Here is a 21,886-nt window from a genome sequence, read left to right on the forward strand (position 1 = left end):
TGATGTTCCAGTACAACACTGTTGAAGAAGCCTGCGAGGCTCTCCGAAACGGCGAAATTATCCTCGTTACAGACGACGAGGACAGAGAAAACGAGGGCGACATGATATGTGCCGCTCAGTTTGCAACTACAGAAAACGTAAACTTCATGGCGGCTCACGCAAAGGGACTCATCTGTATGCCCATGAGCGGAGAGCTCTGCGACAGGCTTCATCTGCCGCAGATGGTGGACTACAACACCGATAACCACTGCACGGCATTTACGGTATCTATCGACCACGTAAAGACTACCACAGGCATTTCCGCCGAGGAGCGCGGCTTCACAGCCCGTATGTGCGTCGATAAGAACTCAAAGCCCGAGGACTTCCGCCGCCCGGGGCATATGTTCCCTCTTACGGCTAAGAAAAACGGCGTTCTCGAACGCGAGGGACACACAGAAGCAACTGTTGACCTTATGCGTATCGCAGGTCTTGAAGAATGCGGTCTCTGCTGTGAGATAATGCGCGACGACGGCACTATGATGAGAACTCCCGAACTTCAGGAAAAGGCTCGGGAATGGGGCATGAAGTTCATAACCATTAAGGCATTGAAAGAGTACCGCAAGGTGCATGATGTGCTTGTGGAGTGCGTTGCCAATACAAAGCTCCCCACAAAGTACGGCGAATTCAGAGCCCTCGGCTATGTGAACAAGCTCAACGGCGAGCACCATGTGGCTCTTGTAAAGGGCGACATCGGCGACGGACAGGATATACTCTGCCGAGTTCATTCCGAGTGTCTCACGGGAGACGCTTTCGGCTCGCTGAAATGCGACTGCGGACAGCAGTTCGCGGCGGCTATGTCACAGATAGAAAAAGAGGGACGGGGCATTCTCCTGTATATGCGTCAGGAGGGACGCGGGATCGGTCTTATCAATAAGCTCCGCGCCTATGAATTGCAGGACAAGGGCATGGATACCCTTGAAGCAAATCTTGCTCTCGGATTCCCCGGAGATATGCGCGAATACTACATCGGAGCACAGATACTCCGAGACTTAGGCTGCAAGACTCTGAGACTTCTCACCAACAATCCCGACAAGGTCTACGGTCTCAGCGGCTTCGGACTGGAAATAAAGGAGCGTGTACCGATACAGGTGAACGCTACCGCATACGACCTGTTCTATCTTAAAACCAAGCGCGACAAGATGGGACATATCCTTGATTACTGAGGTGATCGATATGGAATACAGCGTAATAGATATCATAATAATGGCAATTCTCGTGATACTCTGCATTATAATGGCAATACTGGATATATCTGAGTTTATTTCATGGTCTAAGGCAAAGGAAAAGGTATTTGTAGGCAACTGGATAAACATTGCAGTACCTGTTGTGCTGGCTCTGGCTCTCCAGATACGCCCCTCAATAATAACTGTGCTTTTCCTCGTTCTTGTAATTCTGACTGTGCCGATATGCGGCTTTGAGTGCCTTTCACCCGAGGGACTCAGGTACCCCCTCTTCATGAACAAGGGTATCTCCCCTGTGGAAAATCACAGCTATGAGTACAAAAAGGGACTTTTCGGCATCGAGAGCCTTTACATCTACAATAACAAAAACAACAGAAAGCTTTCCTATAATTTCGGCATAAAAAACATCAAGACCGTAAAAATGCTGGCTGACTGGTACGGAAAGCACGGCTATGAGAATCCACTTACAAAATAAAGGAGCATACACGCTATGACCAAAATATTCGCAATATGCGTGCTGAGTATCATGGGAGCGGTATTCGTTTTCGGTATCGCAGGATATTTCATCTTCCTCAGCCGCGTAAAGACCAAGAAAACAGCAATAAAGCTGAAAAGGCAGCTGAAAAAGAACGCCGCATGGTGGGCTTGCTGCTGGGCGGCATGGCTTGTAGTAGGCTTCCTCGAATGGAACGGCGCAAGAAGAATGAACGACAACTATCACATGATATGCTACGGACTTCTTCTGCTGGCGCTGCTGCTGCTGACTATACTTCTCCTGCTGGACTTCTTCATCGGCAAATACGCCTACATAACCTCCCAGAGAGTGTACTTCCCCGATAATTTCGGTCTTGCAAGACAGAAGAAAAAGATAATGTACAAGGTATCGGGCGAGACACTAAGTCTCTGGTTCAATAACAGCATTATGCCTAAGAAGTTCACTATTATCGAGAAACACGACGAGCTTGTAAAGCTGCTTAAAGACAACTACAAGCTCAACAAGTCAATATAAACTCTGAAAGGAAGAATAATTATGAAAACTTACGAAGGAAAACTGGTCTCAAAGGACACAAGAATAGGTATCGTTGTTGCACGTTTCAACGAGTTCATCACATCCAAGCTCCTCGGCGGAGCTGTTGATACTCTCAAGCGTCACGACGTCAGCGAGGGAGCTATCGACATCGCATGGGTGCCCGGAGCATTCGAGATCCCTCTTATCGCTTCAAAAATGGCTAACTCAGGCAAGTACGACGCTGTAATCTGCCTCGGCGCTATCATCAGAGGCAGCACTTCACACTACGACCTTGTATGCAACGAGGCTGCAAAGGGTATCGCTCAGGTATCTCTCCAGACAGGTATCCCTGTAATGTTCGGCGTTATCACTACCGAGAACATCGAGCAGGCTATCGAGCGTGCAGGCTCTAAGGCTGGAAACAAGGGCAGCGAGTGCGCTGAGGGAGCTATCGAAATGATAAACCTCATAAGAGAGATAGAGGCATAATGACCAATCTTATCTTCGATTACGACGGCACTATCCATAACTCCATGCTGACCTATGCTCCTGCATTCCGCGGCACTATGAAGTGGCTCTCGGATAACGGCTACATAGCTGACAGGGAGTACACCGACAAGGAGATAAGCTACTGGCTGGGCTTCAATTCCACTGATATGTGGGGACAGTTCCACCCCGAGCTTGCTCCCGAGATACGTGAAAAAGCCCGCGTTATGCTGGGCGAGGACATGGCAAGGCGAGTAGACAGCGGTGAGGGTGCTCTCTATGAGGGCGCTGAGGAAATGCTCACACAGCTGAAAAAAAGCGGCTATACGCTGATATTCCTCAGCAACTGCCGCTTCCACTATCTTGAACGCCACAAGCGCGTATTCGGGCTTGACCGCTTTTTCGACTATTTCTACTGCTGTGAAGCCTACGATTTCATACCAAAGTATGAGATATTCCGCAAGATAGCTCCGAATCATGAGGGAGACTTCATCGTTATCGGCGACAGGTTCCACGATATAGAAACTGCGGCGCAGAACGGGCTCCCGTCCATAGGCTGCGGCTACGGCTTCGGCTCAGCCGAGGAGCTTGCCAAGGCTGATATTATTGTACCGAGAATACAGGATATCCCCGAAGCGGTGGAGCTTCTGCGTAAAAAGCCGATAGGCAAATAAACATAAAAGCCTGAGACCTTTTCAGTTCTCAGGCTTTGCTATTTTACTTAGTACCGAAGATACGGTCTCCTGCGTCACCGACGCCGGGAACGATGTACTTGTCCTCGTTGAGCTTTTCGTCCATTACACCTGCGTAGATATCAACGTCAGGGTGAGCTTCCTGAACAGCCTTAACGCCCTCGGGTGAGCAGATGATACACATGAACTTGATGTGCTTAGAGCCAAGCTTCTTCATCTCTGTGATAGCGGCTACTGCCGATCTTCCTGTTGCAAGCATAGGATCAACAATGATAGTATCACGCTCGCTGATATCATCAGGCACCTTTGAATAGTACTGCACAGGCTCCTTTGTGACAGGATCGCGGAAAAGTCCGATATGACCTATCTTTGCGGCAGGAACGAGAGTTGTAACACCATCTACCATGCCGAGACCTGCACGGAGTATCGGGATAAACGCAAGCTTTCTGCCTGAGATTATCTTTGTCTTTGCCACAGCAAGAGGAGTTTCAAGCTCTATCTCCTTGAGCGGGAGGTCTCTTGTTGCCTCATAGCAGATGAACATTGCTATCTCGGAAACAAGCTCACGGAACTCCTTTGTTCCTGTGTTCTTATCTCTTAAAAGTGAAATTTTGTGCTGAACCAGTGGGTGGTCAATAATGTGTAATTCTCCCATAGTTAGCAGCTCCTTTCATTAATAATATTCATATATACATCTTTTTCGATACAGTAGCATACCTCGCCCTCGGGAGAAACTCCCTCGTGTACGAAGCGCTGAACTGTGTCAGTTGTATGCATCATGGATTTTTCGAGAACTCGTCCCGACTTTGTATTCTCTGCTCTGTGATAGGCTTCAAGCTTGTCAAAATCCATAGTTTTAAAGCAGTGAGCAATAAGACCTGCAAGAGCTTCTCCTGCATAGCCCTTTCCCCAGAACTCTGTGCCGATACAGTATTCTATCTCGGCAGTATGCTGTTCCTCCCAGACCTTGCAGAAGGCTATCTGTCCGATATTCCTGCCGCTTGAACGCTCTGTTATCGCCCAGCGGTAGAAATCGGGCTTTTCGTAGCCCCTGATATAGCTGTCAAGGAGTCCCCTCACCTGTGCTTCGTCGGTGTAGACAGGCTCGCCGTATTCGGTCTGTATCTCGGGAAGTGAAGCCCAGTTCTCCAGCATATCGCGCCAGTCATCGGCTTCAAATATGCGGCAGACGAGCCGTTCTGTCTCAAAGGGAACAGTTCCCGTATGCTTCATCACTTGTTTTCAAGAGCAGTGATAAGGTCAACTCTTCTCTGATGACGTCCGCCCTCGAATTCTGTTGTGAGGAATATCTCGGCAAGCTCGCTTGCAAGTCCGGGACCGAGAGTTCTTGCGCCCATGCACATAACGTTTGCGTCGTTGTGCTTACGGGTATACTTGGTCGAGAAATAGTCAGCGCAGAGTGCTGCACGGATACCCTTTATCTTGTTGGCAGCGATAGACATACCGATACCTGTTCCGCAGATAAGTATGCCCTTTTCGCAATTGCCCGAAGTTATCTCTCCGCAGAGCTTCTCTGCCATTACAGGGTAATCGCAGGGCTCTCCGTTAGTACCGAGGTCCTTGAGCTCGAAGCCCTTTTCTGTCAGATACTCCTTAACTGCATTTTTCATTTCCACGCCAGCGTGGTCACAGCCTATAGCTATCATGTTAAACATCTCCATATTATTTGTTTTTATTTTCTAAGTCCTTTTCAGCCTTTACCTTCTGGAGATATGATACCTCCAGCTCCTCGGGCTGAGAGAGCTTTCTTGAAACTCCTGCAAGACACACGCCCACAGCGCTCTGCAAACGTCCCTGCGGTGGGGCGATTATGAACGCAGGCGAGCTGTATGCATTATAGAACTCCGCAGCTCCGTCGCCGCAGAGCATACACTCCTTGACGTTGAAAGCAAGGTACTCAGCAAGCTCGTCACGGGAGATTATCTGCTCCTCGGTGACCTGCTCTACGCAGTAGCCGTCGCTCTTGTAGGTACAGGTGTAGACCAGCTCTCCCCTCGCCTTCATAATGGCGCATATATGCCCCTTGTAGGCAAGGTTATTGCAGGCAAGTCCCAGAAGCGTCGATACTCCGCAGCATTTCACGCCAAGCCCGAAGCTGAGCGCCTTTACTGCGGCAACTCCGATACGAAGTCCCGTATAAGAGCCCGGACCGTTTGCAACGGCAATACCGCCAAGGTCAGAGAGCTCCCTGCCTGCCTGTGCCATAATGTCTTTTACCATTGGCATTATGACCTGTGAATGTGTTTTCTGGGTATAAACGGTAGCCTGAGCCAAAAACAGCTCGCTGTCCGAATCAAAAAGCGCTGCGGAAGCGGTCTTTCCCGAGGTATCAATCCCAAGCAGCAGCAAATCTTCCACCGTCCTCAATAATTATTTCCCTGTCGTTCTCACCGAGACTGTTTATGGTCACATAGATAGTGTCCTTTGGCAGAAACTCCGCGATATTCTCAGACCATTCCACTGCGGCGACGTTATCCTCAAAGGGATAGTCATAGAAGCCTGTGGATTCAAGGTCGTCCTCGGAGTCAATGCGGTACATATCGAAGTGATAGAGCGTAATGCGCTCGCCGCGGTACTCGTTGACAAGGGCGAATGTGGGCGAGGTAACGCTGTCCCCAAGCCCCATTCCAATGGCAAGACCACGGGTAAAGGTAGTTTTTCCTGCACCCAGTCCGCCTTTATATGCTATCATGTCTCCTGCTTTCAGCAGACCGCCCAGCTTTTCAGCCGCGGCAATGGTCTCCTGAGGAGAATGAGTTACTATCTTCATATTCTGTCAGCCCTATCAGAAAAGTCCTGTGATAGTGCCGTCACTGTTGCAGTCGATATTCAGAGCCGCAGGAGCCTTAGGAAGTCCCGGCATAGTGAGGATATCGCCTGTGTAGATAACTACGAAACCTGCGCCCGATGAGAGCTTTGCGTCGCGGACAGTTATCTTAAAATTCTTTGGCTTTCCGAGAAGATTCGGGTTATCCGAGAGAGAATACTGAGTCTTTGCAACACAGATAGGAAGGTCCCAGAAGCCGATATTCTCTATCTCCTTGATAGCCTTCTCAGCCTGAGCGGTAAATGTAACGCCCTCAGCGCGGTATATCTCCTTAGCTATCTTCTCGACCTTGTCCTTGATAGTAGCGTGAGTGTCGTAAAGTGGCTTGAACTCATTGTCGCCGCAGAGGTCAATAGCCTCGCAGACCTTATTAGCAAGGTCTGTGCCGCCCTCGCCGCCCTTTGCGAATACCTCGCACATGGACACCTCTACTCCCATTTCGGAGCAGAAGTTCTCAACGAACTTTACTTCCTCGTCCGTATCTGTAGCAAATCTGTTGATAGCCACAACTACAGGAACGTGATACTTGTGCATATTCTCAATGTGAGTTCTCAGGTTCTCGATGCCCTTTTCAAGAGCCCACATATTTTCCTTGCCAAGGTCCTGCTTCTGAACTCCGCCGTTGTACTTGAGAGCCTTGATAGTAGCCACAAGAACTACGCATGAAGGTGCAAGTCCGCCGATACGGCACTTGATGTCGAGGAACTTCTCAGCTCCAAGGTCTGAACCGAAGCCTGCCTCTGTAACTACATAGTCGCCCAGCTTGAGAGCAAGCTTTGTAGCTCTCAGCGAATTGCAGCCGTGAGCGATATTTGCAAAAGGTCCGCCGTGGATAAATGCAGGAGTATTTTCCAGAGTCTGTACAAGGTTTGGCTTGAGAGCGTCCTTGAGGAGAGCTGTCATAGCGCCTGTGCAGCCTAAGTCCTTAGCGTATATAGGCTCGCCGCTGAGATTATAGGCAACAAGGATATTGCCGAGACGCTCCTTCAGGTCAGCAAGGTCTGAAGCCAGACAGAGTATAGCCATTACCTCGGAAGCAACCGTGATATTGAAGCCGTCCTCACGTGGAACGCCGTTGGCTCTGCCGCCGAGACCGATAAGGATATTTCTCAGTGCTCTGTCGTTCATATCCATGCAGCGCTTGAACATTATCCTGCGCTGGTCTATCTGCAAGGTATTTCCCTGCTGGAGATGATTGTCTATCATTGCGCAGAGAAGATTGTTTGCAGCTGTTATAGCGTGCATATCGCCTGTAAAGTGGAGGTTTATATCCTCCATAGGAACTACCTGTGCATAGCCGCCGCCTGCTGCGCCGCCCTTCATGCCGAAAACAGGTCCGAGCGAAGGCTCACGGAGGGCAAGAACTGTCTTTTTGCCTATCCTGCGCATAGCGTCCGAAAGACCGACGCTGATAGTAGTCTTTCCCTCGCCTGCGGGAGTAGGATTTATAGCTGTGACAAGAATGAGCTTGCCGTCCTCTCTGTCTGCCAGCTTTGTGTAGAGTGCCTCAGAAAGCTTAGCCTTATAGTGACCGTAGGGCTCGATATCAGCCTCGTCGATGCCGAGACCTGCTGCGATCTCGTCAATACGCTTCATTTCGGCGCTCTGAGCGATTTCAATATCAGATAACATAAATATATCCTCCGAAACATTGTAATAATAATATTATTATACCACTTTTAACGAACAAATGCAAGGTTTGGAAAGAATATTTCCACAATAACAAAGAAGGCTGCACTATGAAAGTGCAGCCCTCTATGATTTAAGAAAGAAAAATGTGATAACATTAAGAACACTTTAGCCCTTGACACCGCCCAGTGCAACACCTGCGATGATATATTTTGAAAGCAGGAAGTATGCAATAAGGATCGGTATTACGGTAAGTAACAGTCCCAGATAAACTGAACCGTACTCGGTTTTGTATGCGTCACCGTTGAGAAGCGATACCATCTGCGGCATTGTGTACATCTTCATATCCGTATTAAGGATCTGTGGCATAAACAGCTGGTTCCAGCTGGTTACGAAGGAGAAGATAGCCTGTGTAGCCATAGCGGGCTTCATCATCGGAAGAACGATCTGGTTGAATATCCTGAATTCGCCTGCACCGTCGATTCTCGCTGACTGAAGTATCTCCATTGGGAGCGAGGGGATCATGTACTGACGCATGAAGAATACGGTAGTAGGTGCTGCGATTGCAGGGAGTATAAGAGGAAGGAAGCTGTTTGTCCAGTGTATCTTATACATGAATGTGTAGAAACCGATACTGCTTACCTGTGCAGGGATCATAAGAACTGCCATGATAACAGTAAAGAACGGTTTTCTGAGTTTCCAGTCATACGCAACGAGTGCGAAGGCTGTCATTGTTGAAAAGTAGATATTGCACGCTGTAGATCCTACAGAAACGATAAGTGAGTTTCTGAAACCTAAGAAAGGATCAAAGGTTTTACTCTTCATGAGTATGCTCCAGTTTGTTTTGAGATTCAGACCGGGGATAAATGATACCGCATGGCTCTGTATCTCGCCTGTACTTCTCGTGGAGTTCACGATCATTATAATAAACGGAAAAATACTCAGAACAGTGAGAAGTATACAAAATGCATATGCAATGATCTTAAAGCCGTATGTACCCGGCTTTTTATTTACCACTGCCATTGATTTACTCCTCCCTTCGACGCTCTTTTAGCCTCTTTTTTAGCTCTCTTGATCTCTTTATCCATCTGTATCTGTTCCTTATCTCGCATAATAAAGAACAATACACCTGAGAGTGCAGCTATAATGATCCACATCAGCATACTTGCGGCAGAAGCTCTGTTGTACAGATAGCTTCCCGAGAACGCCTGATTGTAAATGAATACACTGGTCGTAAGTGTAGCTCTGTCAGGACCGCCCTTCAGGAAGAGGAACGGGATATCGAACATATTAAGTCCGCCGACAAGGCTTGTTACGAGTGTATACAGTAAAACTGTCTTTATGTTAGGTATTGTAATACGGAAGAAGGTCTGAACACCATTTGCTCCGTCGATCTCTGCCGCTTCGTAAATGTCAGGGCTGATACCGAGAACACCTGATATAAGAACTATCATGGTATTTCCGTACCAAGTCCAGAACTGGATAAATACAACTATAAGACGAGACGCTGTTTTACTTGTGAAGAAGTAATAAGACTCATCTCTGAGACCTGAACTTGTAAGGATATCGTTTACAGGTCCGATAGGATAGTTGAAAAGCGAATGGAAGAGGATCGCTACTGTTGCAGCAGTAATAATGTTCGGCATATAGAAAACGACTTTAAAGAAGCCTTTTCCCTTGATCTCGTTGCTGTGTGATGTGAACCACGCAGTGAGAAGAAGAGCTATAGTGATCTGAGGGATAAAGTTCATTATCCAGATCATTACTGTGTTCTTCAGAGATACACGGAAAGAATCATTCTGTAATATAAGTTTATAGTTTTCTAACGGATGCTCCAGAAATTGAAATTCTGTGTTATTAACACCTCTACAATTTGTAAAGCCGAGGATCGCTGTATAAATAGTAGGATACAGCGTAAAAATCAAAAATGCAACAACAAAAGGAATACTGAATAGATATCCGTATTTGGAATAGCTAATACCTTTAAGCTTCGTTTTCAAAGCCTTAAGCCTCCTTTTTTATTTACAGGGCTGTACCGCTTTTTCAGCGGCACAGCTCTGTTATGCATAAAATTAGTGAATATCGAGCTCGTCAGCAACTTCCTGTTTGAAGTCCTTTAAAGCTTCTTCTCTTGACTTGTTGCCTGCTGTGTACTGACGAACCTGTCCACGCCACTTCTGGTTGATTGTCTCATCGTATGGTGTGAGGTTCTTACCGTTTGCAAGCTTGTTACCTGCAACAAATGCGTCAAACATATTCTGACCGCCGAGGAAGTCAACCTTACCGTCGGACATACCGAGAACTGTACCTGAAGCTACGCAGTCCTTAGTTGGGTTAGCAGGATCGAATGTACCGTTAGCCCACATATACTGGAGGCCGTCCTGAGTGCAGTTGAGAGTGATCCAGTCGATGATCTCTCCAACGCCTTCCTTAACCTTGGAATCCTTGTTAGCAAGTACCCATGTACCGCCCCAGAAGAAGCCGATTGGTGGCTGGCAAACTGCCCAGTCGCCGTATGTACCGATAGATGTATCAAGCTCCTTGATAGCATTACCGTCTGCATCCTTCTCGCCTGTTTCCTTCCAAGAACCGCAGTTCTGTGAAAGTGTGTAGTTGATGAGCCATGCAGGACCGAAGAAACCGAGAACTTCCTTAGCGCCCTCACCCTTCATATCAGCGAACCAAGCATCCTGCCAGTCCTCTGTATCATTGTGATAGCCGTTGTCCTTGAGCTTCTTGGAGAGGTCGAGGAATGCCTCACGCTTAGGATCTATATTGAGCTTGCCGTCAACAACCCAGCCTGTGTCTGAGCTGTTCTCAACAGCGTGCCAGATATCGCCGTCGCCTGATACGATACCATAGCCCTTGCCCTTGAGCTCTTCTGCGCACTCAAAGAACTTATCCCAGCTGTTTGAACCAGCACCGATCTTCTCCTCAACTACCTTAGGATCGTCTGAACCGAAAGCAGCCTTAGCAACTGAACGTCTGTAGATGAAAGCACCGCCTGTAGCCTGATAGCCAAGACCTACTACGTTGCCGTTGTTTGAACCGATATCTACTGTGTACTGAGCGATATCAGCAGCCTTGATCTCGTTGTCAACGTCGATTCCGAGATCCTTGTAAGGAGCTGCATAGCTTGACATCTCGCCCTGTGTATACTTGAGAACGAATGCAGCCTCTGCACAGTACATATCAGGTGCATCTGCTCCGCCGCCTGTGAGAGCCTTGTCGAGTGCAGGCTGATAAGCACCGTCTGTTGTAGGAACGATAGTTACCTTAACATCGTACTTGTCTGCAAACTCTGGGTGAAGTGACTTGTACTTGTCAACCATCTTAGGAACTTCGTCTGTGAAGGACCAGAGATTGATAGTCTGCTTGCCGCCGGACTTTCCGCCGTCATCCTTCTTGGACTCAGTATTGCTTGTACCAGCATCTGTGCCCTGATTGGATGAATCCTTTGTACCGCCGCAAGCAGTAGCTGTTGCGAGAAGTGCAAGTGCCGAAATGAATGATAATGCCTTTTTCATTTTTCTTTACCTCCAATTTTGGAATAAATTGATTTATATCCTAACAGTCCGCTTAAATTACAGACTGAAAAGAACGTTATTTACGATAGACTCGAGCATTTCCTGTCTGCCGCTTGTGAGTGAAGCTGTAACCTCGCCCTTTTCAAGTGCATACTTTTCAAGTGAAGCAAAATCTGCCTTGCCTGCAATGATATCAGCACCGATACCTGTCTTCCATGAAGCATATCTGTCCTCTACGAACTTGTCGATACGTCCGTCCTCGATGAGCTTGAGAGCAGCTCTGAAGCCGAGTGCGAATGCGTCCATACCTGCGATGTAGCTGAGGAAGATATCCTCTGGAGTGAAGCTGCCTCTTCTTGCCTTAGCGTCGAAGTTGAGACCGCCGTTTGTGAAGCCGCCTGCCTTGATAACCTCGTACATACACATTGTTGTGTCGTAGATGTTGGTCGGGAACTGGTCTGTATCCCAGCCGAGGAGCGGATCGCCCTGGTTAGCATCGATAGAACCGAATACACCGTTGTCTCTTGCAACACGGAGCTCATGCTGGAATGTGTGCTGAGCAAGTGTAGCGTGGTTAGCCTCGATGTTCATCTTGAAGTCCTTGTCGAGGCCGTACTTTCTGAGGAATCCCAGAACAGTAGCAGTATCGAAATCATACTGGTGCTTTGTTGGCTCCTTTGGCTTTGGCTCGATGTAGAAATCACCCTTGAAGCCGATCGAACGTGCATACTCAACAGCCATCTTCATGAGACGAGCCATATTGTCGAGCTCTGTTTTCATGTCTGTATTGAGGAGAGTCTCGTAACCCTCACGGCCGCCCCAGAATACATATCCGTTACCGCCGAGCTTTACTGTAGACTCGATAGCCTTCTTGATCTGTGCAGCTGAGAATGCGAAAACGTCTGCGGAAGGTGAAGTACCTGCGCCGTGCATGAATCTTGGGTGGTCGAAGCACTTAGCTGTACCCCAGAGGCACTTCTTGTCGCCCATAACTTCCTTGATATAATCTGTAACGATATCGAGCTGAGCGTTTGTTTCCTTTAAGCTGCCGTACTCAGGTGAGAGGTCACGGTCATGGAAACAGTAGTAGTCGATAGAAAGCTTATCCATGATCTCCTTAGCTGCTTCAACCTTAGCCTTAGCTCTTGCAGCAGGATCAGCCTGTCCCCATGTCTTGTCTGTTGTGCCGCAGCCGAACATATCTGTTCCGTCGCCGCCCATTGTGTGCCACCATGAGAGAGCAAACTTGAGGTGGTCGCGCATCTTCTTGCCGTTGATCACTTCATCGGGATTGTAGTACTTGAATGAGAAGTCGTCTTTGCTGTCCTTTCCCTTATACTCGATCTTGCCGATATTCTTGAAAAATTCCATTATTTTCCTCCATAATTATACATTTATTTTCAGAGTAGTGCATTTCTTGCCTGTCAGCTTTTCGCTGAGCTCGTCGGGCTGTGAAGTTCCTGCATAGAGGGTGAACTCACTGCCTTCCTTTACCCACTCGCCCTTTTCGTTGACTGCCATTGTAGCTCTTTCAGGAAGAGTGATCTGTACGATCTTGCTCTCGCCTGCGTCAAGTGCGACTCTTTTGAAGCCGCAGAGGCTGTGGTTGGGAACTGCGTTCTCCGAATAACCTTTAATATAGAACTGGACTACATCTTCTGTAGCACGGCTGCCTGTATTTGTTATCTTTACAGAAGCAACGCCGTTTTCAAAAGTGAGCTCCGAGCACTCTGTCTCGGAATATGTAAGTCCGAAGCCGAAGGGATAAAGTATATTGCCTTCGGAATATCTGTAAGTACGGTTCTTCATGCTGTAATCCGAGAAATCGGGCAGCTTTGAAGCGTCCTCATAGAATGTGACAGGGAGCTTACCCGAAGGAGATGTCTTGCCGAAGAGTATGTTTGCAAGAGCTCTTCCGCCCATCTGACCGGGATACCAAGCCTGGATAAGCGCGTCGCAGTCTGCTTCAACGTTTATCGCACTGCCTGCTGCTGTTACTATGATAACGGGCTTGCCTTTAGCCATTACCGTCTTTACAAGCTTGCGCTGTGACTCGGGAAGTCTCAGGTCGTTCTTGTCGCCTGACGAGAACTCGTTTCCTGTGTCGCCCTCTTCGCCCTCGATAGTAGCATCAAGACCTACACAGAGAACAACGATGTCTGAATGCTCTTCGATTATTTCAGCCTCGGCGAGTCTGTCGTCAGGGAGAGCGAGAGCCATGCATCTGTCCTTGTAGAGGTGGCTTCCCTCGGAGAAAAGAACTCTGCCGTCGAATGCCTCACGGATTCCGTCAAGGAATGTGATGTATTCATCAGCTCTGCCGTTGTAGTTGCCCTCAAGTGCGGGAACGCTGTCGGCATTTGGTCCGATAACTCCGATAGTCTTGTATTTCTTGCCGTCAAGCGGCAGGATACCATTGTTTTTAAGGAGCACCATTGCTCTCTCCGAACATTCGAGAGCGAACTTCTTGTGCTCGTCGCAGGCTACGATGTCGTAGTCAAGTCCGTCATACTCTGTTGACTTGTCGAACATACCCAGCCTTATTCTTGTTCTCATCAGCTTAACGCAGGCATTTCTCAGGTCCTCTTTAGTGATGAGCCCTTCATTATATGCAATAAGAAGGTGAAGATATGTATTTCCGCAGTTGAGGTCGCAGCCTGTCTTGAGAGCCAGTGCAGCGGACTCGGGAGCGGTCTTTGTAACACCGTGATTGGTGTGGAAATCTCTCAGCGCCCAGCAGTCTGAAACGAAGTGACCGTCAAAGCCCCATTCCTCAAGCTTCTTCATGAGGAACTTGCTTGCGCAGGCAGGCTCGCCGTTTACACGGTTGTAAGCGCCCATAACGCTCTCTACCTTAGCCTCTTTTACAAGAGCCTCGAAAGCTGCGGTATAGGTCTCGGTCATGTCCTTCATACTGGACTTTGCGTCAAACTCATGTCTTGTAGCCTCAGGACCGCTGTGAACCGCGAAATGCTTGGCACAGGCAGCTGTTCTGAGAACCTTGCCGTCTCCCTGAAGTCCCTTGGCATAAGCAACTCCGAGTCTGGAAGTAAGGAACGGATCCTCACCGTAGGTCTCCTGACCTCTTCCCCATCTCGGATCGCGGAATATATTTACGTTAGGTGACCAAAGGGTAAGTCCCTTGTAGATGTCGCGGTCACCGTGAGCGGAATACTCATTATATTTAGCTCTTGCTTCAACAGAAGTTATCTCTCCTGCCTTATGTACAGCCTCTTCGTCAAACATTGCTGCCATACCTATTGTCTGCGGGAACATTGTAGCTGTACCAGCTCTTGCAACGCCGTGCAGTCCCTCGCTCCACCAATTGTAAGCGGGTATCCCAAGTCTGTCGACCTTGGGTGCGTCATATTTGAGCTGTTCTGCCTGTTCCTCCACTGAGAGCCTGTCCGTAAGGTCTTCGGCTCTTTCAAGTGCGGATAATGCTTCGTTTAAATACTTCTCCATTAGGCATTTACCTTTCTCTGTTAAAATTTGCTTACAAACTCATCTATGACCTCTTCGGGAGTCTTGTCAGTAGACTTCAGCTCCCATGTTTCCTTCAGTGAAGCGGTCTCGCCGGGCTTATAGCTTCTGAGCTCGCCCAGTATCTCGCATTCAAGGAAAAGACTGTTTGTATATGTTTCAAAGTTACAGCAGAAATCAGGATATTCCGCAGGCGTATATCCGTCAAAGCTTACCTTGAGGATATTCTTGCCGTTTACATATATTATCTGTTTTCCCGTAACATTGAAGCCTGTTTTGAAAGGCTTTTCCGCCTTGGCGTCCTGTCTGAGCAGGGCGTATCTATCTTTGAGAGTGAATCTCTTGTCATTTACATCGGAATAGCTCCACAGAGCCATCGTTCTGTTCGGAAGGAATCCGTTGTCATCTGTACAAAGAGGGATCACCTCCGTACCGCCTGCCGCAAGTCCTGTAACAGACCACGGAGCAAATCTTGATGACTTATCCGAGCAATTAGTGATCCTGTTGTCGATAGTGACCGTATCATCATCGCCCATAGTTATCAGTATCTCAAACTGCTTATCAAATTTTGTTCTTGCAGGTCTGAGGGTAAGTGTGCCTTTGTCAAAAAACGCCTCGACCTTTGAGTTGTCAGGGAAATAAGTTTCGGGCATTTCCTCGGGAGCGCACCAGATGCGGTGTCCGCCGTAAGCGTACCACACTCCGTAGCCGCTGTTCATCTCGTAGAAATTCCTGTCAATATCCTCAAACAGAACGTTTCTGCCGTCAACAAAGCCAAAAAAAACGATCCTCGGTCCAACATCGGTAGTAGCGATAAGCTTTATCCTGCCGTTGTCAAGGCATTGACATTTCCCGAAATTCTCATATTCGGTCTCATAGCATTTTACAGACATTCATACATCACCTTTCGTTTGCTCTAACGATATTATATTACACTTCGGCAATTTATACTAATCAAAAATTGCTACTTGATATTCAAAAAATGCGAACATTGCACAAATTATTCAAATTCACTTTACAAATACTATCGTAATAGTGTATAATATATCCAGTTCCAAGGTAAAAACACGGAGTTTGACATATAATTCACAACAATTTTTGATTAAGGAGGCTAATCATGATTAAAAATCTGTCGGGCGAATACGAGACCGTTGAATACGAAAATCAGCGCTTCGTAATGCTCTATGACAACGATGAGATAGAGGAATATCCGACTCACTGGCACAACGCCGTGGAAGTCATCATACCTTTACATAACGGCTTCACAGTTACCGTTGGCGGCACCGATTACCACCTTAACGAAAAGGAGATCATCATTATCCCTCCCGGCGAGCTCCATTCGATGCCTGCTCAGGAGGGCAGACGAATCATCTTCCAGTGCGACAACAGCATAATAAGCGATATCCCTGCGCTGGAGGCTCTGCTTCCCGTTTTCTCCGAAGCCTTCTACATAACCCCCAATGTCAGCAAGGAGCTTTATATACTCTCCCGAAAGAGCATACTGGATATCTATTCCGAGTACTATTCAAAATCGACTCTTGCAGATGTAAAGATTTATCTCTGTCTTATAAATATGATAACTGCTGTCCGCGAGTACCAGCTTACACAGGCTGCCGACGCCTTTGCAGGCGAAACGGCAGGGCGTGAGGACTCCAAGAAGTTCAACATGGTGATGAAGTACATCAACCAGAACTATATGTTCGAGATACCGCTGGAAAAGATAGCGGATATCGCAGGCTACAGCAAGTATCACTTCTCACGGATCTTCAAGAAGTACAACAACGTTTCATACATACAGTATATAAACGGAAAGCGCATAAAGGCGGCAGAAAGGCTTCTCATTGATCCTGCTCTGTCAGTCACGGAAGTCGCTATGCGTGCAGGCTTCTCAAGCCTGACCACTTTTAACCGTGCATTCAAAAAGGCTAAGAACTGCACTCCTACAGAGTTCAAAACGCTGTACAAAATATCAGACGAACAATAAAAAATTGCTGCGGTATATTTACCGCAGCTTTTTTCATAAACGCACAAAGGCGGTACTGAAAAGTACCGCCTTTGTTATAATTATGGAAAGAAAAAACTCATTCGCAGAATTTACTGCTTGTTGTAAGTAACCCACTGATAGCGAGCAGTAAGAGGAGTCTTTCCGTCGTAGTGTGCAAGCCACTCGTCAACGCCTCTGCCCGGCCATGTGTTCATCATGATCTTGCCAGCGGTCTTAGGAATGTTCTGGTTAGCTGTGTAAACAGGCTTACCGTCTACATACCATGTGATGTGATCGCGCTGCCAGTCAAAGCCGTATGTATGATAGCCCTGTGAAGCGTCAAATCCGAGGCTGTACATATACTCATGCTTGCCCTGTCCGTTTGTGTAGTAGTTGAACTGCACCTTTGTGGTATCCTTGCCGAGGATCTCGATGTCGATCTCGTCCCAAGGATTGTTGTCGGAAGGACCTGTGTAGGTAAAGAACGATGAAACAACGCCGTTGTTCTTTATAGCCTGCATTGAAGTCTCGTAATAGCCGAAGCCATAGAAATCGTTGGTTCTGTACTCAGCGCCTGCGTAGTTGTACTTGCCGCTGTAGTCCTTATTGATGCTGAGCTGGAGAGCTCCGTCCTTGAAAGCAGTCTGTGACTTGTACCAGCCGCAGTCAAACGGATCGCCGTTCTCCCAGCCGTCAGAAGCGATGAAGTAGCGTGAAGAACCGTTTCTGAAGTCATCGCCCATTGTTGTGCCAGACTTCATAGGAGTACCATAGTCTACAAGACCTGAAGCAGTTGTCTTGTTCTGCTGCTGGTTATTGTTGTTCTGCTGCCATGGGTTCTGCTGCTGGTTGTTGTTATTGTTGTTATTATTATTGTTCTGCTGCCATGGGTTCTGCTGCTGGTTGTTGTTATTGTTGTTATTATTATTGTTCTGCTGCCATGGATTCTGCTGCTGATTATTGTTGTTATTGCTGCTGCCCGACTTGCCGTTCTTGTTGTATGTAGCCCACTGATAACGAGCAGTAAGAGGTGTCTTGCCGTCGTACTGGTCGAGCCACTCATTTACACCGCGTCCGGGCCATGTGTTCATCATGATCTTGCCAGCGGTCTTAGGAATGTTCTGGTTAGCTGTGTAAACAGCCTTGCCGTCTACATACCATGTGATGTGGTCAGGCTGCCAGTCGAAGCCATATGTATGATAGCCCTCAGATGAATCGAAGCCGAGGCTATGCATATACTCGTGCTTGCCCTGTCCGTTTGTATAGTAGTTGAACTGTACCTTTGTAGTGTCCTTACCGAGGATCTCAATGTCTATCTCGTCCCAAGGATTGTTGTCGGACTCGCCTGTGTAGGTGAAGAATGAGGAAACAACGCCCTTATTCTTTATAGCCTGCATAGAGGTCTCATAGTAACCGTAGTGATAGAAATCATTGGTTCTGTACTCAGCGCCTGCGTAGTGATACTTGCCGCTGTAGTCCTTGTCGATTGAGAGTGTCAGGCAGCCCTTATCGAGAGATGTCTGTGACTTGTACCAGCCGCAGTCGAATGGATCGCCGTTCTCCCAGCCGTCAGAAGCAATGAAGTATCTTGAATTGCCGTCGCGGAAGTCCTCTACCATTGTAGCAGATGAATCCATAGCAGTACCGTAGTCCTTTATGGAGCCGTTCTGCTGCTGGTTGTTGTTATTATTGTTCTGTTCCCAAGGATTCTGCTGCTGATTATTATTATTGTTGTTGTTATTGTTGTTGTTCTGCTCCCATGGGTTCTGCTGCTGATTGTTATTATTGTTGTTATTGTTATTGTTATTATTGTTGTTGCCGTTTGGAGCACCCTTCTGATCGTATGTTACCCACTGGTAATATGCGGTAAGAGGTGTATTTCCGTTGTAGTGGTTCAGCCAGCCGTCAACTCCGCGTCCCGGCCATGTGTTCATCATGATCTTGCCGGCAGTCTTAGGAATGTTCTGGTTAGCTGTGTAAACAGCCTTGCCGTCTACATACCATGTGATGTGGTCAGGCTGCCAGTCAAAGCCGTATGTATGGTAAGCCTCAGAGGAATCAAATCCGAGGTCATACATATACTCGTGCTTGCCCTGTCCGTTGGTGTAGTAGTTGAACTGCACCTTTCTGGAGTCCTTACCAAGGATCTCGATGTCGATCTCGTCCCAAGGATTTTTGTCAGACTCGCCTGTGTATGTAAAGAACGAAGAAACAACGCCGTCGTTCTTGATAGCCTTCATTGAAGTCTCATAGTAGCCGTAATGATAGAAATCATTGGTTCTGTACTCAGCGCCTGCGTAGTTGTACTTGCCGCTGTAGTCCTTGTCAATCGAAAGTGTCAGGCAGCCATTATCAAGAGATGTCTGTGACTTGTACCAACCGCAGTCAAACGGATCGCCGTTCTCCCAGCCGTCAGAAGCAATGAAATACTTGGAGTTTCCGTCACGGAAGTCCTCTACCATTGTAGCCGAGCTGTTCATAGGTGTGCCCATGTCAGGGAAATTTGACTTAGGAGCTGTAGTTGTGGTTGTGGTCGTTGTAGGAGTTGTAGTAGTTGTTGTGGTGGTAGTAGTTGTAGTGGTAGATGTTGTAGTAGTCGTTGTGGTTGTGGTGGTAGTTGTTGTAGAAGTTGTTGTAGTGCTTTCTACAGGGTTATTGCCCTGCTTGTATGACTCAGGAAGAGTCGAAATGCTGTGGAGCAGATACTTCTGGACAGAAAGTGCATCGCCGCTTGTAAGTCCGCTGCCGTTCTCAAAAACGTCAGCATTTGCAGCGCCCTGCTCTTTGAGGTGATTCTGGTCAGTTCCGTTAAGACCGTACTTATTTGGGTTAGCTAAAGCCTGCATTATAAGGACGCAGTCGCTCATATCGACCATGCCGTCGCAGTTAGCGTCTCCCCACTTTGATACTCCGTCGGCTGCCGAAACAGACGCTGTGCCAAATGAAGCAGCCGTAGCCATGACTGTGCAGGCAGCCAGAACAGCTGCGCACCGTCTGAATGTGTGCTTTTCCATAATATGCCTCTCATTCCGTGACCGTAGCCACTTTTTCATTTATTTCAATGCAATATCCCCCGAATGAACGAGCTCACATCGCATTCTGCGCCTTTTTGCGGTACTCAGACGGAGTAAATCCTGTCTGCTCCTTGAATTGTCTTGCAAAATGAACATAGCTGTGATAACCGCTGCTCACAGAAATGTCATTGATATTCATATTTGTAGTTGAAAGAAGCATTTTCGCATAGCTGACTCTGCTGCGGACAAGGTCCTCGATGAAGGTCATGCCGAAGTGCTTCTTATATGCGTGCTGGAAAGCCGAGCGGCTCATACGGACCTCATGGGCTGTGCTGTCAACGCTGCGCTGCTCGTAAGGTCTGCTGTATATCTTATTGCGCACTGTAGAGATAAGCTCGAACTGGCTGCTGCGTCTGCCCGATACCTTATCCTGAGTCTTTTCGCGTATCTTTATGAACATAAGACGCATAAAGAGCTCCGCAGACTCGCTTCTGCACGGATTATCAGAATATTTTTCATATGCTATTGACTTCACACAGTAACTGAGGAATTCAAGGGGCATAGTTACCACAGTTTCCATAGGTATGCCCATGCTGAGGAATTCCTCCTCCTCGCCTATATCGTCGAAGTCAAAATGTACCCAGTCATTTTCAAACACATTAAGGGGCACGCAGCGATAGCGCTGTGCCCTGCCCTTCGGGTAAATAAAAACAGAACCCGCAGGGGTAAGGATCTCTTTTCCGTCCACTTCAAATATCGCAGGCGAACGGAGCAGAAGCAGGAGATAATCGCCGCTTCCGTCAGGTCTGTCGATAAAAAAATCTGCGTCATGGCAGTGGTCAAAACCAACATTGTTAATGATCATTGTCAAACCCTCGCTTTAAGTTTTTTCATTTTATTTTGTGACAGATTCCCGCTTAAACATTCACGAAACGTTCATTTATTGATTAGATTATACTACTTTCCAACCTATAATTATATTACAATAATGTCAAATTTGGTACAATTATGATATTTGCACAAAATGTTATCCCCTGCATATGCAGGGGATAAGCTTAGAATTATTGATTTTCTTTCGTGAAGTCAGGGAATTTGTAACGTTTTTTGTATTCCTTGGGAGTTACACCGAGATATTTCTTGAATATCTTGATGAAATAGCTCTGTGAGCTGAACCCAAGAAGATTGCTTATCTCAGAGTCTGTATACTCCGAGAAAGTCAGCAGATTCGCAGCCTCCTCGGCTTTTGTCTTGCTGACATAGTTGCTGAACGCAATACCCGTTTCCGCCTTGAAAAGTCTTGACAGATATGCAGGACTTATTTTCAGATAAGCAGCTGCGTCCTCTATCATTATCTTTCCGTGGAGATGCTCGCTGATGTAGTCCAGAGCCCGGACTATCTGCTTGGAGTAAATTCCGCTGTTGCGCACTCTTCTCATGTGGCGCGTATAGCCCTCTATCATCTCCTGATGAACTGCGTGAACCTCTGCCTCGGTGCGGCACTCATCAGCCTTCATGATGTAGATGTCGCTGAGGTTATACGCTTCTTCGAGAGTCATACCGCTGTTGATACAGAATCGTGCGATGAGAGCAGCTGAGATAGCAAAATGGTATTTCAGGTTTTTCAGCGGATCCTTGCTGAGAATACCGTATCCCTCGCTGCAAAGCGGAGTTGCAAATACCTTGACGAGCTCGATATTACCCGAGCAAATGCTCTCATAGCAAGCTATTTCGCGGTCAAACGGGGCGTGCTCAAAGCCTTCCTCTCTTTTGAGGAAAAGATGGGAAGAAATATACTTTTCTGTGTAATCGCTCATGTAGGTCACCTCGCAATTGATACTCTACCCCTATTATATCATCAAATTGTGAATTTTTCAAGTATTTTGGTAGAAATCGTACCACATTTTCTGCATTTTTCACTATTTTATATCCCCTGAAAGGCAAATGTGCGGTACTTGACTCAAGCCCACCATACATTTTGTGCATGGTGAGCTTGA

At 47.4% G+C, this 21,886-nt stretch carries 20 protein-coding genes and 3 pseudogenes; 6 read left to right on the plus strand and 17 right to left on the minus strand.

Features of this window, described 5'->3' with window-relative positions:
- The first annotated feature begins 2 nt into the window (after positions 1-2).
- Genes T497_RS0103600 through T497_RS0103620 form a run of 5 tightly spaced genes read left to right on the plus strand, consistent with a single transcriptional unit; the run spans position 3 to position 3,389 of the window.
- On the plus strand, positions 3-1,202 hold the full coding sequence (locus T497_RS0103600; protein ID WP_028514434.1) for a bifunctional 3,4-dihydroxy-2-butanone-4-phosphate synthase/GTP cyclohydrolase II: 1,200 nt from the start codon (positions 3-5) through the stop codon (positions 1,200-1,202).
- Positions 1,203-1,212: 10 nt separating this feature from the next.
- Positions 1,213-1,695, plus strand: a complete 483-nt coding sequence (locus T497_RS0103605) for a hypothetical protein (RefSeq protein ID WP_028514435.1) — start codon at positions 1,213-1,215, stop codon at positions 1,693-1,695.
- A 15-nt stretch (positions 1,696-1,710) separates the two neighbouring features.
- Positions 1,711-2,229 carry a hypothetical protein gene (locus tag T497_RS0103610; RefSeq protein ID WP_028514436.1) on the plus strand — a complete coding sequence of 173 codons (519 nt, stop codon included), beginning with the start codon at positions 1,711-1,713 and terminating at the stop codon, positions 2,227-2,229.
- Between the two features lie 21 nt (positions 2,230-2,250).
- On the plus strand, positions 2,251-2,718 hold the full coding sequence (ribH, locus tag T497_RS0103615; protein ID WP_028514437.1) for a 6,7-dimethyl-8-ribityllumazine synthase: 468 nt from the start codon (positions 2,251-2,253) through the stop codon (positions 2,716-2,718).
- Positions 2,718-3,389 carry an HAD family hydrolase gene (locus T497_RS0103620; RefSeq protein ID WP_051530505.1) on the plus strand — a complete coding sequence of 224 codons (672 nt, stop codon included), beginning with the start codon at positions 2,718-2,720 and terminating at the stop codon, positions 3,387-3,389. Before ribH ends, T497_RS0103620 begins: the two co-directional genes overlap by 1 nt.
- A gap of 43 nt (positions 3,390-3,432) precedes the next feature.
- Here T497_RS0103620 and upp read toward each other — a convergent pair whose 3' ends face one another.
- The 12 genes from upp to T497_RS0103680 all read right to left on the minus strand — a co-directional run bounded on the left by upp (position 3,433) and on the right by T497_RS0103680 (position 15,787).
- Complete coding sequence (gene upp / locus T497_RS0103625) at positions 3,433-4,062, minus strand: uracil phosphoribosyltransferase (RefSeq protein WP_028514439.1); 630 nt, start codon at positions 4,060-4,062, stop codon at positions 3,433-3,435.
- A 2-nt stretch (positions 4,063-4,064) separates the two neighbouring features.
- Positions 4,065-4,640 (minus strand): GNAT family N-acetyltransferase, encoded by a 576-nt coding sequence (locus T497_RS0103630; protein ID WP_028514440.1) that lies wholly within the window; start codon positions 4,638-4,640, stop codon positions 4,065-4,067.
- The gene (gene rpiB / locus T497_RS0103635; protein WP_028514441.1) at positions 4,640-5,074 is read right to left on the minus strand and encodes a ribose 5-phosphate isomerase B; all 435 of its coding nucleotides are present in this window, start codon (positions 5,072-5,074) and stop codon (positions 4,640-4,642) included. Before rpiB ends, T497_RS0103630 begins: the two co-directional genes overlap by 1 nt.
- Before the next feature lie 16 nt (positions 5,075-5,090).
- The gene (gene tsaB / locus T497_RS0103640; RefSeq protein ID WP_028514442.1) at positions 5,091-5,777 is read right to left on the minus strand and encodes a tRNA (adenosine(37)-N6)-threonylcarbamoyltransferase complex dimerization subunit type 1 TsaB; all 687 of its coding nucleotides are present in this window, start codon (positions 5,775-5,777) and stop codon (positions 5,091-5,093) included.
- On the minus strand, positions 5,758-6,198 hold the full coding sequence (tsaE, locus tag T497_RS0103645) for a tRNA (adenosine(37)-N6)-threonylcarbamoyltransferase complex ATPase subunit type 1 TsaE (protein WP_028514443.1): 441 nt from the start codon (positions 6,196-6,198) through the stop codon (positions 5,758-5,760). Before tsaE ends, tsaB begins: the two co-directional genes overlap by 20 nt.
- A gap of 15 nt (positions 6,199-6,213) precedes the next feature.
- Positions 6,214-7,887, minus strand: coding sequence for a formate--tetrahydrofolate ligase (locus T497_RS0103650; protein ID WP_028514444.1), 1,674 nt, complete (start codon positions 7,885-7,887; stop codon positions 6,214-6,216).
- Between the two features lie 165 nt (positions 7,888-8,052).
- Positions 8,053-8,907 (minus strand): carbohydrate ABC transporter permease, encoded by an 855-nt coding sequence (locus T497_RS0103655; protein ID WP_051530506.1) that lies wholly within the window; start codon positions 8,905-8,907, stop codon positions 8,053-8,055.
- Positions 8,895-9,647 carry a carbohydrate ABC transporter permease gene (locus T497_RS0103660; RefSeq protein WP_242839966.1) on the minus strand — a complete coding sequence of 251 codons (753 nt, stop codon included), beginning with the start codon at positions 9,645-9,647 and terminating at the stop codon, positions 8,895-8,897. The genes T497_RS0103655 and T497_RS0103660 overlap by 13 nt, the downstream gene beginning before the upstream one ends.
- A gap of 309 nt (positions 9,648-9,956) precedes the next feature.
- On the minus strand, positions 9,957-11,411 hold the full coding sequence (locus T497_RS0103665; RefSeq protein WP_028514447.1) for an extracellular solute-binding protein: 1,455 nt from the start codon (positions 11,409-11,411) through the stop codon (positions 9,957-9,959).
- A 57-nt stretch (positions 11,412-11,468) separates the two neighbouring features.
- On the minus strand, positions 11,469-12,782 hold the full coding sequence (gene xylA, locus T497_RS0103670; protein ID WP_196243009.1) for a xylose isomerase: 1,314 nt from the start codon (positions 12,780-12,782) through the stop codon (positions 11,469-11,471).
- A gap of 15 nt (positions 12,783-12,797) precedes the next feature.
- Complete coding sequence (locus T497_RS0103675) at positions 12,798-14,876, minus strand: glycoside hydrolase family 3 C-terminal domain-containing protein (RefSeq protein ID WP_028514449.1); 2,079 nt, start codon at positions 14,874-14,876, stop codon at positions 12,798-12,800.
- A 20-nt stretch (positions 14,877-14,896) separates the two neighbouring features.
- Complete coding sequence (locus tag T497_RS0103680) at positions 14,897-15,787, minus strand: hypothetical protein (protein ID WP_028514450.1); 891 nt, start codon at positions 15,785-15,787, stop codon at positions 14,897-14,899.
- Positions 15,788-16,011: 224 nt separating this feature from the next.
- On the opposite strand from T497_RS0103680, the gene T497_RS0103685 reads away from it, so the two are divergent.
- The gene (locus tag T497_RS0103685; protein WP_028514451.1) at positions 16,012-16,878 is read left to right on the plus strand and encodes an AraC family transcriptional regulator; all 867 of its coding nucleotides are present in this window, start codon (positions 16,012-16,014) and stop codon (positions 16,876-16,878) included.
- A 122-nt stretch (positions 16,879-17,000) separates the two neighbouring features.
- On the opposite strand, the pseudogene bglS (T497_RS17925) reads toward T497_RS0103685, so the two are convergent.
- The 5 genes and pseudogenes from bglS (T497_RS17925) to T497_RS0103710 form a co-directional block, all read right to left on the minus strand.
- Positions 17,001-17,639: pseudogene (gene bglS, locus T497_RS17925) on the minus strand (beta-glucanase); the annotation flags it as partial.
- Positions 17,640-17,864: 225 nt separating this feature from the next.
- Positions 17,865-18,497: pseudogene (bglS, locus tag T497_RS17930) on the minus strand (beta-glucanase); the annotation flags it as partial.
- A 228-nt stretch (positions 18,498-18,725) separates the two neighbouring features.
- Positions 18,726-19,931, minus strand: a pseudogene (bglS, locus tag T497_RS19015) (beta-glucanase); the annotation flags it as partial.
- Between the two features lie 34 nt (positions 19,932-19,965).
- Complete coding sequence (locus T497_RS0103705; protein WP_028514452.1) at positions 19,966-20,757, minus strand: helix-turn-helix domain-containing protein; 792 nt, start codon at positions 20,755-20,757, stop codon at positions 19,966-19,968.
- A gap of 196 nt (positions 20,758-20,953) precedes the next feature.
- Positions 20,954-21,706, minus strand: coding sequence for a helix-turn-helix domain-containing protein (locus T497_RS0103710; RefSeq protein WP_028514453.1), 753 nt, complete (start codon positions 21,704-21,706; stop codon positions 20,954-20,956).
- Positions 21,707-21,886: the final 180 nt, after the last annotated feature.

The organism is Ruminococcus flavefaciens MA2007 (assembly GCF_000621845.1).
In the GTDB taxonomy this organism is placed as follows: domain Bacteria; phylum Bacillota; class Clostridia; order Oscillospirales; family Ruminococcaceae; genus Ruminococcus; species Ruminococcus flavefaciens_E.

What these genes read in the sequence shown, in the direction of transcription:
- T497_RS0103685 (WP_028514451.1), top strand. Translation starts at nt 16,012, where the DNA reads ATGATTAAAAATCTGTCGGGCGAATACGAGACCGTTGAATACGAAAAT.
- T497_RS0103655 (WP_051530506.1), bottom strand. Translation starts at nt 8,907, where the DNA reads ATGGCAGTGGTAAATAAAAAGCCGGGTACATACGGCTTTAAGATCATT.
- tsaE (WP_028514443.1), bottom strand. Translation starts at nt 6,198, where the DNA reads ATGAAGATAGTAACTCATTCTCCTCAGGAGACCATTGCCGCGGCTGAA.
- T497_RS0103680 (WP_028514450.1), bottom strand. Translation starts at nt 15,787, where the DNA reads ATGTCTGTAAAATGCTATGAGACCGAATATGAGAATTTCGGGAAATGT.
- T497_RS0103665 (WP_028514447.1), bottom strand. Translation starts at nt 11,411, where the DNA reads ATGAAAAAGGCATTATCATTCATTTCGGCACTTGCACTTCTCGCAACA.
- T497_RS0103705 (WP_028514452.1), bottom strand. Translation starts at nt 20,757, where the DNA reads ATGATCATTAACAATGTTGGTTTTGACCACTGCCATGACGCAGATTTT.
- T497_RS0103710 (WP_028514453.1), bottom strand. Translation starts at nt 21,706, where the DNA reads ATGAGCGATTACACAGAAAAGTATATTTCTTCCCATCTTTTCCTCAAA.
- T497_RS0103610 (WP_028514436.1), top strand. Translation starts at nt 1,711, where the DNA reads ATGACCAAAATATTCGCAATATGCGTGCTGAGTATCATGGGAGCGGTA.
- T497_RS0103675 (WP_028514449.1), bottom strand. Translation starts at nt 14,876, where the DNA reads ATGGAGAAGTATTTAAACGAAGCATTATCCGCACTTGAAAGAGCCGAA.
- ribH (WP_028514437.1), top strand. Translation starts at nt 2,251, where the DNA reads ATGAAAACTTACGAAGGAAAACTGGTCTCAAAGGACACAAGAATAGGT.
- xylA (WP_196243009.1), bottom strand. Translation starts at nt 12,782, where the DNA reads ATGGAATTTTTCAAGAATATCGGCAAGATCGAGTATAAGGGAAAGGAC.
- T497_RS0103605 (WP_028514435.1), top strand. Translation starts at nt 1,213, where the DNA reads ATGGAATACAGCGTAATAGATATCATAATAATGGCAATTCTCGTGATA.
- T497_RS0103620 (WP_051530505.1), top strand. Translation starts at nt 2,718, where the DNA reads ATGACCAATCTTATCTTCGATTACGACGGCACTATCCATAACTCCATG.
- T497_RS0103650 (WP_028514444.1), bottom strand. Translation starts at nt 7,887, where the DNA reads ATGTTATCTGATATTGAAATCGCTCAGAGCGCCGAAATGAAGCGTATT.
- T497_RS0103600 (WP_028514434.1), top strand. Translation starts at nt 3, where the DNA reads ATGTTCCAGTACAACACTGTTGAAGAAGCCTGCGAGGCTCTCCGAAAC.
- rpiB (WP_028514441.1), bottom strand. Translation starts at nt 5,074, where the DNA reads ATGATAGCTATAGGCTGTGACCACGCTGGCGTGGAAATGAAAAATGCA.
- upp (WP_028514439.1), bottom strand. Translation starts at nt 4,062, where the DNA reads ATGGGAGAATTACACATTATTGACCACCCACTGGTTCAGCACAAAATT.
- T497_RS0103630 (WP_028514440.1), bottom strand. Translation starts at nt 4,640, where the DNA reads ATGAAGCATACGGGAACTGTTCCCTTTGAGACAGAACGGCTCGTCTGC.
- T497_RS0103660 (WP_242839966.1), bottom strand. Translation starts at nt 9,647, where the DNA reads ATGATCTGGATAATGAACTTTATCCCTCAGATCACTATAGCTCTTCTT.